At 63.8% G+C, this 12,082-nt stretch carries 8 protein-coding genes; 4 read left to right on the top strand and 4 right to left on the bottom strand.

Translation table 11 applies throughout. The features are described 5' to 3' along the window. From RUH75_RS12345 to RUH75_RS12330, 4 genes are all read right to left on the bottom strand, one after another. Positions 1 to 924, bottom strand: coding sequence for a hypothetical protein (locus RUH75_RS12345; RefSeq protein ID WP_313806290.1), 924 nt, complete (start codon positions 922 to 924; stop codon positions 1 to 3). Continuing rightward, positions 921 to 2,486, bottom strand: coding sequence for an MmgE/PrpD family protein (locus RUH75_RS12340; protein WP_313806288.1), 1,566 nt, complete (start codon positions 2,484 to 2,486; stop codon positions 921 to 923). Before RUH75_RS12340 ends, RUH75_RS12345 begins: the two co-directional genes overlap by 4 nt. 1 nt (position 2,487) lies before the next feature. Continuing rightward, complete coding sequence (locus RUH75_RS12335; RefSeq protein WP_313806285.1) at positions 2,488 to 5,319, bottom strand: TonB-dependent receptor; 2,832 nt, start codon at positions 5,317 to 5,319, stop codon at positions 2,488 to 2,490. 157 nt (positions 5,320 to 5,476) lie between these two features. Beyond that, positions 5,477 to 5,647 carry a hypothetical protein gene (locus RUH75_RS12330; protein WP_313806283.1) on the bottom strand — a complete coding sequence of 57 codons (171 nt, stop codon included), beginning with the start codon at positions 5,645 to 5,647 and terminating at the stop codon, positions 5,477 to 5,479. Positions 5,648 to 5,760: 113 nt separating this feature from the next. On the opposite strand from RUH75_RS12330, the gene RUH75_RS12325 reads away from it, so the two are divergent. Genes RUH75_RS12325 through RUH75_RS12310 form a run of 4 tightly spaced genes read left to right on the top strand, consistent with a single transcriptional unit; the run spans position 5,761 to position 12,018 of the window. After that, complete coding sequence (locus RUH75_RS12325; RefSeq protein ID WP_313806281.1) at positions 5,761 to 8,601, top strand: TonB-dependent receptor domain-containing protein; 2,841 nt, start codon at positions 5,761 to 5,763, stop codon at positions 8,599 to 8,601. Between the two features lie 46 nt (positions 8,602 to 8,647). Then, positions 8,648 to 9,517: a dienelactone hydrolase family protein gene (locus RUH75_RS12320; RefSeq protein WP_313806279.1), complete on the top strand. Its 870-nt coding sequence runs from the start codon at positions 8,648 to 8,650 to the stop codon at positions 9,515 to 9,517. 2 nt (positions 9,518 to 9,519) lie between these two features. Continuing rightward, a complete protein-coding gene (locus RUH75_RS12315) occupies positions 9,520 to 10,947 on the top strand; it encodes an NAD-dependent succinate-semialdehyde dehydrogenase (protein WP_313806277.1) in 1,428 nt (475 codons plus the stop codon). Positions 10,948 to 10,971: 24 nt separating this feature from the next. Beyond that, complete coding sequence (locus RUH75_RS12310) at positions 10,972 to 12,018, top strand: amidohydrolase family protein (RefSeq protein ID WP_313806275.1); 1,047 nt, start codon at positions 10,972 to 10,974, stop codon at positions 12,016 to 12,018. Positions 12,019 to 12,082: the final 64 nt, after the last annotated feature.

Here is a 12,082-nt window from a genome sequence, read left to right as displayed (position 1 = left end):
TCAGGCGTCCCAGCCGGTGCCCGCGCGATAGACATTGGCGTTGAGGAACACGCCCTGAACCCGCGTGATGGCGCCGTCGCGATATTTGAACGCCTGACCCAGCAGATTTTCGTTGGGGAACTGGGTGCGTTCCATGTGCGGATAATATTTGCCGTTGAACGTCACGCCCCTCACATCGCCGCGGCGGCGGAAGTTCCAGACACCGAATACGACCTGCCGTTCTACATCGATCACCGGGAAGCGGGCATTGTCGTAGCTGGTAATGAAGGAATAAATGCCGGTGCTGAGCTGTTCCGCCGGGTCCATGCCCAGCGTCGAGCGGACGGCGTAGAACCAGCTGTTCTCGTCCTCGATCGGTTTTAAGGGGATGGGCCAGCGGTCATAGGGGCCGATCGCCATCAGCGTGCCGTTTTCAAGGCGCAGTGCCGATTGCTTGTTGAACTTCACCTTGCTGCCATCGCTGGTGGACACGGCGCGGAGGTAATTTTCCGTCTCCGTGGCGAGGGCGGCGCGGTCGAGTCGGCTGGCGGGTTCCTCCGCCTCGAACCAGAGCAGGTCGACCGGCGGCATGGTGAGCGCCATGGGCGCGCCACGGTGGAGGATCGTCTCGATCTCGGTGATCTGCTCGTCCACGACCGCGATCCGCAGCGCCATCAGGCCGGCAAGCCCGTTTTCGATGAAAGCTACATGGCTGGCGGCCTGTCCCGCCTCTGTGTCGATATAGTCGACGCGATACTGGTCGAGCCGGTCGATGGTGGTCCACAATGCCTCCCCCAGAGGGATCGCCACGCCATTCTCCGTAAAGCGGCAGTGGGAGGCGAGCGGCAGCCGCGCCGGATCATGGGCCACCAGAGCGTCGAGATAGGCGGTGATGATGGCTTCAAGCGCCGCTCTGTCCGCGTGCGTGGCGGTGATTAGGGTCATGTCAAGTCTCCAGGAAAGCGGGTTGCGGCTGCGAGCAGCTGGACGAAGTCGGCCATGTCGCGCTCCTTTTCGATCAAGGCGATGCGGCGCATGATCTGGTCGGCGCGGGCAGCCGGAACATTGCCGGCGAAGGCGACCTGCTGGCGAAACTTGGCTTCCACCTCGGCGCGGGTCGACCCGGCATAATGGCGGGGGCGGCCGGGCAGCGCTTCGCTTAAGGTTCGGCCATTTTCCAGCGTCACCTCCACGATGACGCCCCGCGCCCGCGGAGGCAGGGGCGCGAGAGTGGTGCGCGCGATCAGGCTGGTGAGCGCCGGGTCGGTGAGCGCCGCTGGCTCATAATGTTCCTGCCGCAGCGCGCCGTGCAGTAGCGCGGCGGCGCAGGCGAAGCGGATGTTGAAATTGGCCTGCGAATGGGCCGATGGACCGGTCGCCCATGGCTTGGCGATGAAGAGGTCCAGCACGGATGGCGCGACGAGGATGCGCACTGATCCGATCCGGGCCGGGTCCAGCCGGGCGCGGTCGCGCAGTGTCAGCGCGCATTCGATGGTCGGGTGATTGGCCGCGCAAGACGGCCAGGGCTTGTAATAGACCTCCCCATGCCAAACGCGGCCCAGTTCCTGCGCGAGCAGCGCCGGGCGCGCGCAGCCGGGCGTAAACTGGGCGTAAAAGCCGCGCGGCGATAGCAGCGGGTCGGCCATGCCGGTCCAGCCACCCCGCGCAAGCTCGGCCGCGAAGATGCCGTTGCGAGCGGCCGTGCCCTGCTGGATCTTCCATGCGGCGGCGCCGTCCCAGATGCTTTGCACCGTGCCGCCGATCTGGTCCACCGCCATGCCGAGCGCGTGGCGCGCCGCGCCCGCGTCAAGGCCCAGAAGCCGGGAGGCGATGGCGGCCGCGCCCATGGTCGCGTGCAGTGGCACGCCGTCCCAGCCATCCTTAAAGTCGATCCCCGCCGCCGCCAGCGTACGGGCCGACAGGTCGTCGCCGACCGACAGGGCGGTCAGGAAGTCGGCGCCGCTGGCATGTTGCTGTTCCGCCAGCGCCAGCGCGGTCATCACCGTCGTCGGCGCGTGATGGGACGGGATCAGCATCCCGTCCACCGCGACGGTCATCACTTCGAAATCATAGGCGCGCGCCAATATGGCATTCGCCATGGCCGCTTCGCGCGCGCTGCTGCGGCGGCCGGTGCCAAGCACGCTGGCGGGGCCGTCCTGTCCTCCCGCGACAACGCGCGCCATGGCGGCGGAGCCTTCGCCCCGCAGGCCGCCAATGGCGCAACCGACAAGGTCGAGGAGCCGCAGCTTCGCTGCCTCTACCGTGACGGGGTCCAGATCGGCGAAGCGGGCCCCGGTGATATGGCGGGCGAGCAAGCCGCTGACGCTGCCATCGGGATCGCTGGGCGCGGGCTTGCCTGCCTTGGGCGAGAGCGCGGCGGAAGCGATCCCCTGAGTGGCGGGGACCTGAGTGGCGGCGGGGCCGGCCGCCAGTGCCGCGCCCGCCGCTGCCGCCCCCATGAAACCGCGCCGGTCGACAATCGCCCGATGAGGATCATGGCGTGCCATGTCAGAACTTCACATTCGCGCCGATGGTAAAGGTGCGGCCGATCGTATCGTAATAGGCGCCGTTGGTAAGGGTGAAGAGCGTAGCCGAAGGAAGGGCGGGCGGCGCCTTGTCCAGCAGGTTGTTGATACCGGCGAAGATGCGGAACCGCTCGCCAATGTCCTGGCTGGCCTGAAGATTGACATAAGCGACCGCCGGCACGCGATTGTTGTTGATCGAGGTCGAGGAGCTGAGGCCTGCCGTCTTGTCGATCTTACCTGCCGACAGTGTCGTCACTTGCCCGGTGAGGGAGAAGCCGCCCCGTTCATAGGTCACGGAACTGTTCGACCGGAATTTGGCGACGCCCACATTGCTGTTGTCGCCGGCATAGTCGATGGTCGACGACCCATTGCCCAGATTGCTGTAGAAATGCGGCGTATAGGTGCCGGAGAACGAGAATGTCAGCGATCCGCCCCAGCCGTCATTCAGCTGGTCCAGAGGCAGCCTGTAACTGCCGGCGATATCGATGCCTTTGGTGTGGATCGCGGCGGCATTGATGTAGTTGGACCGGAAGGATGTGGGCGTGGTGCCGGAGAAGGTGAAGAGCGAGCAGAAATAGCTCTGCCCCAAACTGCACAGCGGCCCGGCTGTGGCGCCCGCGACGGTGGTGATCGCGTCCTTCAGGTTGATGTTGAAATAATCGACGCTGAGTGACAGGCCCGGAATGCCGCGCGGTTGAAGCACGACGCCGACCGTCCATGTGTCGGCGCGTTCGGGATCGAGCGCCGCATTGCCGATGGTGGAATTTTGCGGAACGCTGGCCGACACGCCATTCACGATCACGGGCAGGTTTGTGACCGCGCCGTTGCTGTATAGTTCAAAGATGGCTGGCGCGCGGATGTCGCGCGACCGGCTGGCGCGGAAACGCACGCCGTCAAAGGGTTCCCAGGTGGCGCCGACCTTCCATGTCGTCTGCGTGCCCACGGTGCTGTAGTCGGCGACACGGACGGCGCCGTTGACGTCCAACGACTGGAGCAGGGGGGCGTCGCGCGCCAGGGGCACGACTGCTTCCAGATAGCCTTCCTTCACGTTGAACTTGCCGGCGAAGGGTATGGCGTTGGAGGTTTCGAACCCGCCTGCCGCGGCGACCGCATCAGCGGTCACGCGCTGCCGTTCATCCCGATATTCAACGCCGAGCGCGACGGCGACCGGCCCGGCCCAGGTGGAGAAGGGTTCGCCGCTGATATTGAGGGCGGCGATCTTCTGCTTGTAGCGGGCGGCAATCCAGGACGGGTCGGTGACATAGGCGATGGCGGCGGCCGATGGCGTGCCGTTGCCGAACAGGTTGATGGGCACGCATCCTTCCGCCGCCGGATTGAAGCCCGCCCCGGGCAGGGTAGCGCGGCAGACGACCTGCCCGCCGCTGGACACTGCATCGGTGGCGAAGGCGAATTTGCGCAGGTTGCGGTTGTTGGATACCTCGTTGCGGTAGCGGTTCTCGCCCCAACCGACGACCGCGTCCCACTTCCAGCCGCCGCCCAGCGCGCCGGATGCGCCCGCCCGGACAGAGGGCGTGCGGTTTTCGACATGAACCAGCGCATTGCCAAGGTCATAGTCTACGCGCGACATGGTGAAGCCGGGCAGCGCGCCTAGCGCGGCGAGCACGGGCGCGGGGATGAACGGATTTTCGCGCGAGATGCTGATCGCCGCGTCGCGCGGGGGCAGGGTGGCGAGGTCGGAATTGGTGACCGAATAGCTCGCTTCGGCAAAGATGGTGAGCGCGTCGCTGAACACATATTCGGCGCGAAGATAGGGGTTGAAGCGTTCGACGCCGGGCGCGAGCGACACGCCGCGGGCGAGCGATTGCCCCTGTCCGCCGATCTGCAAGGTCGCGTTGCGGATGCCGCCAGTGTCGAAGCGGGAGACGGTCGTTGCCGAGGTGAATTCGTAATTGCGCAGGGCAAAGGTCGCCGGCCCCGTGATCAGGCCACCGGGCGAGGTCGCCGCATGAACTCCGGTCGCGATGATGCTGGCCGGCTGCCCGTTGGTCGCGAAAGCGGCGTTGGCGACGCGGCCATATTCATTGCGTCCCCAGCCACGGGTGTAGACGTCGCCGACCTGATCATTCTTTACATAATCCATCCCGAAGACGATGTGACCGCCTTCGCCAAAGCCGGTGCCGGCAAGCACGCCGAAGCGGTAATTGCCCGCGTCCCCGCGTGAGCTGATGCTGGTCTGGCCGCGCAGTTCCAGGCCTTCAAACTGGTTCTTGAACAGGATGTTGACCACGCCCGCCACCGCGTCCGACCCCCATTGGGCCGAAGCGCCGCCAGTCACGACTTCCACGCGCTGGATGAGCAGCGTCGGCACCGTGTTGAGGTCGGGGGCGGTCGGGATCGTGCCCGTGCCGTTGCTGGCCGGTGCAAGTGGAGGAATGCGGGCGCCGTTCACCAACACCAGCGTGCGTGCCGCGCCCAGGCCGCGAAGGTCGGCGGTCGATGCGCCCGGCGTCTGGGTGCGGATAGCATTGGCGGCGGGTGAAGTGGTGGCGCGGAAGGCGGGCACTTCGTTCAGGATCTGCGCTACATTGGTCACCTGCCGTTGTTCTAGCGCTGCGGCGCCCAGCACAGTGGTTGGCGTGGGAGCCTGTGCCCCCGAAACACCGGCGCGCGATGCGGTGACGACGATGTCACCGGCAGATTGCCGGGCGGCCTCGGCCTGCTGGTCAAGCGCCGGCGTTTCCGCGACCTTTGGCAGCGCCGTTTGCGCCTGCACCCCGGCACTCGCCAGAGCAATGGCTGTCACGCCTGCGCTGGTTAGTGCCACCAGGCTCGTTCGCACGTCTTCCCTTTTCATGCATCCCCCTCCACCGACCTGTCTCCACAGGTAATTTTAGTTCTGTAATAAGAATTATTCTTAAAAAGAATATATGTCAATCGTTATCGATGCACTTCTGGTTGCGGCTCTTGGGCCGGGGCTTCCAAGCCAGCCCGGGCGGCAGCGTGGAAGTCCACTATTCCGCAATAAGGATAAGCTTGCTGTTGAGGTTGCCTTGCGGATGACCGACGCGCGGATCGACGCCGCGACCTGCATCGGCCGGGCAAGGGCCATAGCGGGTGCGGGCCCTTTCCACCGTCACAGGCGGCGTTGCGCCGACCAGGCCGCTGCCCTCCGCTATAAACATGTTTTGTATCGGACCTAAAAACTTCAGGAATTCCGACCCTCGCTTTCGCAAGGCTATGGCAGCGGCATCCGCGGACGAAGATCTGCGTCAGACCAACTGGCTGGGAGGGAAGGATGAAGGCGATACGGCAAGCGCTGGGCATGTCGATGCAGCGGATGACTCTGCTTGCGGGGACGGCGATCTTGTTCGCACAGGGCGGAGCGATGGCACAGCAGGCTGATGCTTCGGCGCAGGAAAAGGGCCCGGTCGCGACCGACCCAGCGCCATTGGCGAACGATATCGTCGTTACCGGCTCGCGACTGGGTTCGCGCGGGTTCTCGGCTCCTACTCCGGTCACGACCCTCGGAGCGGACGATCTGGAAAAGCGCGGTCTTTCCGGGATCGGCCAGGCCATCGCGGAATATCCCGCTTTCCGCCCATCGACGACCCCCTCCACCAATCAGCTCGGCAGTCAGCAGATCGGCGCGATCTTCGCCGATCTGCGAGGGCTGGGGCCAGCGCGTACGCTGGTTCTGGTCGATGGCCGCCGCCATGTGCCGACCACCCTGACCGGGCAGGTCGATCTCAACGTCATTCCCTCCATCCTTATCAAGCGGGCCGATGTCGTCACCGGCGGCGCCTCGGCGGCTTACGGGTCCGACGCAGTGGCCGGCGTACTGAACCTCATCATGGATTCTCGCTTCACCGGGCTGAAGGGCGAACTGTCCAGCGGCATTTCCGATGAGGGCGACAACGCCGAATATAAGGCGTCCGCTGCGGGTGGCTTCAGCTTTGCCGGTGGCCGGGGACACGTCATCGTCGGTGGCGAATATTATAAAAGCCGGGGCACCGGCGATGCCTATAGCCGCCGCTGGGGACGCGAGGAATGGCAGCAGATCCGCAATCCGAATTGGCCGGCGAACGGCCTGCCCAACCGCATCCTGACGCCCAATGCCCATTTTACCTCGCTGGCCGAAGGCGGCCTTATCACGTCTGGTCGGCTGGCAGGCACGACTTTTCTGCCCAACGGCACGCCGGTCGCTTTCCAGTACGGGACACTGGCCGGAACGCAGTATCAGATCGGCGGCGACGGTTACGGTGAGACATTCCTGAAGGGCATTTACCTTTCTGTCCCGGTGGAGCGCTTCAACGGCTTCACACATGCTGAATTTGACGTGTCCGACGCGCTGACCCTCTTCGGAGAATTGTCCTATTCCAAGTCCGTCGGTCGGTCGCATGGACCCCAGCCGCGGGACCAGGGCTCCATCACGATCCTTCGTGGGAATGCCTATCTGCCGCCGCAGCTGGCGACCATGATGGATAATGCGGGGGTCACCAGCTTCAAAATGGGGCGCCTCAGCACCGATTTGGGCTTTCCGAATGCGCGCTCGGTTACTCCCGCCCTCCGTGCCGTCGGCGGTGTGAAGGGGGACCTCGATTCCGTGTGGTCCTATGACGCATATTTTCAGTACGGCCATGTCAATTACAGCAGTACGATCGATGGCGTGCGTGTCGAGAGCCGCTGGGCGCAAGCCTATGACGCGGTTCGCAATGCGCAAGGCATCGTCATATGTCGCTCGACGCTGACCAATCCTGGCAACGGGTGTGTACCGGTCAACCTGTTCGGCAATGGGTCGATCAGCGCTGCCGCGCAGGATTATCTCACCGAAACCCAATGGACGCGTCGCCGAATTACGCAGCAGGTCGCGGCCGCCAATCTTCGTGGTTCTCCATTCTCGACTTGGGCGGGCGATGTATCCTTGGCATTTGGCGGTGAATGGCGCCGGGACGAAGTGGATGCCGATTCCGACGCTATTTCGCAGGTCAACGGGTTCAACTTTGGCAATCCCAAGCCGATCGACGGCAGGATCACCGTCAAGGAGGCCTATCTGGAGGTGGGCATTCCACTGCTTCGCGACAGTGCGCTCGGCAAGGCACTGGACCTCAATGGTGCGGTGCGACGGACCGACTATTCCACGAGCGGCGCCGTAACAACGTGGAAGATCGGCGGCACATATTCACCGGTCGACGGCGTGCGCTTGCGTGCCACAAAGTCTCGCGACATCCGCGCGCCAAACATATCGGAGTTGTTCACCGGGTCCCAGTTCGGCACCACGCAGGTCATTGATGCTGTCACCGGATCGCAGCGACTGACGCAGACAATGACGACCGGCAACCTTGGGCTTTCTCCTGAAAGCTCCGACACCTTCACGGCCGGCCTTGTCCTGGAACCGGCGTTCGCGCCGGGGCTGCGCTTCTCGGCGGACTATTACGACGTCAACATCAAGGGAGCTATCGCCTCCCTCGGCGCGCAGACGCTTGTGGACCGATGCAATGCTGGAGCGAGCGAATTCTGCCAATATATCGCACGCGGAAGTGACGGCCTCATCTCGACGATTACGCTCGCCCAGCTCAACCTGAATCGGGTGCGTACACGGGGGATCGATTTCGAATTCGACTATCGCCTTCCGCTTTCGACAATCATCGGGTCGTCGGACGCCAGCCTTGGCTTTCGCGTCGTGGCGAACTACGCGATCGATCTCATCACCACCGACAGCAGCGGGTCGATCAATCGCGCCGGGCAAACCGGGCTGGCAGTGGGCGCAACCGGCGGCGTGCCGCGCTATACGTTGAACGGAACGGTGACCTATTCGGATGGGCCGTTCACGCTTTCCACGAATATGCGTTATATTCCGCAGGGAAAATATGACGTCACCCTCGTCGGTCCACAAGACAAGGGTTATTCTCCGACACTTGTAAACAGCATTAACGACAATCGCGTTTCCAGTGCATTCTATACCAACCTTTCGCTTGACTATGCGGTCGGAGAAGATGCGAAGGTCCACGTCTTCGGGGTGGTGAACAATCTGTTCGATAAGGATCCACCGGTTTCACCGGGCACGACGGTCACCAATCCGGTGCTATTTGACGTCATTGGTCGCAGCTACCGTGTCGGCGTCCGCTTCGCGATCTGACGGCGATGATGGACGCCTCCGTCACAGCAACCCCGGGAGCAGTCCTGTGAGGCAGGTTCTTGTAAAGGCCGCTTTTGCGGCGGTCATGATGAGCTGCACCGCCGCGGCTCCCAACGCACCGGCGGTCGGCGACCTGCATCTGCAGACGCATCTCGCTCCAGCTGTCGACAGCGCCTATCGGGTTTATGTCCCGCGTAGCTGGAAACCGGGGAAGCGCTGGCCGTTGGTCGTCATCCTGCATGGTGGGGGAGGGGACGAAAACAGCCCTTTTGACCGGACCCCCGGCTTTCGGGAGAAGCTGGAAGCGGCGGCCGATGCGCATGGTTTCATTCTGGTTTCGCCGCGCGGCCTGAAAGGCTGGTGGGGCGCGCGGATGCTGCCGCCCGATGCCACCGAGGCAGTTGGCCGGGGGACCTATCGCATGCCGCCGGCAGGCAAGATCACCTCGCCGCCGCCAGCGCTGCAAGAACTTTCTGCGCGGGACCGGGCTATGTCGCGCAAGAGTATCGAAGCCGCGATAGAGGCCGTTCAAGCGACTTATCGGACCGACGAGGGCCGTGTCTTCCTCATGGGCAATTCGATGGGCTCAGTGGGAACGCTGCATCTTGCGCAGGAACAGCCGAAGCGATGGTGCGCGATTGCGCCCAGCGACGGTCCGGTCGATCCGGCGAGCTATCCCTTCCAGCGGGTCAAACGACTCAACGCCGCGCTCTTCGTTCACGGCGACAATGATCGGGTCGCGCCTATCGAAAGCATGCGGGCAATGGCGGAAGGCTTTCGGCAGGCGGGGGTGCCTACCGAGTTCCTGACTGTTCCGGATGGCGGGCATAGTGACACTTGGCACGCCGCGCTTGAACGGATTTTCGACTTTTTCGCTGGCACGGCCTGTCCGCGCAGCAAAGGCCACAAGGATTGAACATGAACCCCTATCCCGACCTTTACCTGGCAATCGACGGCGAGGTCATCCGTGGCGACCACGATCGGAGCGCGGTGCTTGCGCCTGCTACCGGCAAGGAAATTGCCTCGCTGCCGCTCGCCAGCGCCGCCGATCTCGACCGCGCCCTTGATGCGGCTGATCGTGGTTTCCGGATATGGCGTGCCACGCCGGTGGAGGAACGCAGCGTCGTTCTGCGCCGAACGGCGGCGCTCCTGCGCGAGCGCAAGGACATCATCGCTGCGATCGCCAGCCACGAGCAGGGTAAGACAGTGGCAGAGGCGAGCGCCGAAGTGATGATGGCTGCTGGCTCGTTCGAATGGGCCGCGGAGGAGGCGCGGCGTATATATGGCCGCATGCTCGTGCGCCCGTCGGGGCGCCGCTCGATTGTCACGAAGGAGCCCGTCGGGCCCATCGCGGCCTTTGCGCCATGGAACTTCCCGATCGACAACCCCGCGCGCAAATTCTCCGCCGCACTGGGAGCAGGTTGCTCGGTCATTCTCAAGCCGGCTGAGGAATCGCCTGCTTCGGCGCTGGCGGTCCATCGCGCGCTGCTCGACGCGGGATTGCCCGCAGCGGTTGCTCAAATCGTGTTCGGGGATCCGGACAAGCTGTCCCGCCACCTTATCGCATCTCCGGTGATCCGGCAGATTTCCTTCACGGGGTCGGTTTCCGTGGGCAAGCACCTGATGAAGCTTGCGGCGGACGGCATGAAGCGCACGACCTTCGAACTGGGCGGCCATGCCCCCGTGCTGGTGTTCGATGATGCGGATCTCGAAAAGGCTGTGACGATGACCGCTGCATCCAAATATCGAAACGCAGGGCAGGTCTGCATCTCGCCGACGCGCTTCTATGTGCAGGACGCCATCTATGAACGTTTCGTGGAAGCCTTTGCGCAAAAGGCGGGCTCGCATGTGCTGGGCGATGGCCTTGACCCGGCCACCACCATGGGGCCGATGGCTAATGCGCGGCGCCTGCCCGCAATGGAACGATTGGTCGAAGATGCGCGCGCTCATGGCGCTCGCGTGGTAACGGGCGGAAGCCGCGGCGATGGCGATGGTTTCTTCTGGCAGCCGACAGTGCTGGCGGATGTGCCCATGCAGGCTGCCGTGATGAACGAGGAGCCGTTCGGCCCGGTCGCCGTAATGACCCGTTTTCGCGATTTCGACGACGCCATCACTCAGGCCAATCGCCTCCCCTACGGTCTTGCCGCCTATGCCTTCACAGGTTCGGCCGATCGTGCCCTCGCCGTGGGAGAGGCTCTGGAGGCGGGGATGGTGGGTATTAACACGACGATGGTTGCGGGGGCGGATACCCCGTTCGGCGGGGTCAAGGAAAGCGGCCACGGCTCGGAAGAAGGGCCGGAAGGCATCGAATCCTGCCTGGTCACGAAAGCGATACACCAGGGCTAGGATTCACTCGAAAGGCGCATAAACATGACAGATGCCATCCCTCCCGCCGCCGGTTATCGCCGGATTGCCGCTGAAGAGGCCTTCCTGCCCCCCGAGGTGGAGCGCGCCTACCGTGATCTGCTTGCCGCCGGGACAAGTGGCGATCCGGGCTTCGTCAGCGCCATGGGCTATTTCCTCGACAGCCCCAGCGAACGGGCTGCCGACGTCCGGCGCCGATTGCTCGACCTGGGGGAGCAACGTATCGCAGATATGGACGCGACCGGGATCGACACGCAGATCATTGCGCTCACCTCGCCGGGCGTGCAGGTGTTCGAGCGCGACCTTGCGGTGGGTCTGGCGGAACTGTCCAATGACCAGCTTGCGGAGGCGGTGCAGCGCCATCCCAACCGCTTTGCCGGCATGATCGCCATTGCGCCGCAGGACCCGGCGGCTGCAGCGCGTGAGATCGAACGGGGAACCAAGCTGGGCCTGAAGGGCATCATCGTCAATTCGCACACTCTGGGCGAATATCTCGATAAGCCGCGCTACGCCGAGATATTCGAGGCCGCCGAAGCCTGCGATCAGCCGCTTTATATCCACCCCAACACGCCCAGTCCCCAGATGATCGCGCCGTTCCTGGAGGCGGGACTGGAAGGTGCACTGTTTGGCTTCGGAGTGGAAACGGCCCTGCATGCGCTGCGCGTCATCGTCAGCGGTGCTTTCGACCGCTATCCGGGCCTGCGCATGGTGCTGGGGCATTTGGGGGAAGCTCTGCCGTTCTGGATGTATCGCCTGGACTATATCCACGGCGGCACGGTGCGTTCGAAGCGCTATGACTTCATGAAGCCGCTTCAGAAGCCGATCAGCGGTTACCTGAAGGAAAACATCTGGATCACGACCAGCGGCATGGCGTGGTCGCCGGCAGTGCGCTTCACGCAGGACGTTCTGGGCATGGATCGGGTACTCTACGCGATGGACTATCCCTATCAGTACGTGGCCGATGAAGTCCGGTGGATGGATGATCTTCCACTGTCGGCAGGCGATAAAAAGCGATTTTTTCAAAGCAACGCCGAGGCTGTCTTCAAGCTCTGATACCCGCACCAGGCAGGGTCGGCGTGCCGCTATGGCACTTCCGGCCCTTCCTGCGTTGGTGAGA

The sequence above is a fragment of the Sphingobium sp. genome, assembly GCF_032153725.1.
GTDB lineage: Bacteria > Pseudomonadota > Alphaproteobacteria > Sphingomonadales > Sphingomonadaceae > Sphingobium.
Note: the sequence above shows the minus strand (reverse complement) of the source record. Positions and strands in the feature narration are given on the sequence as shown.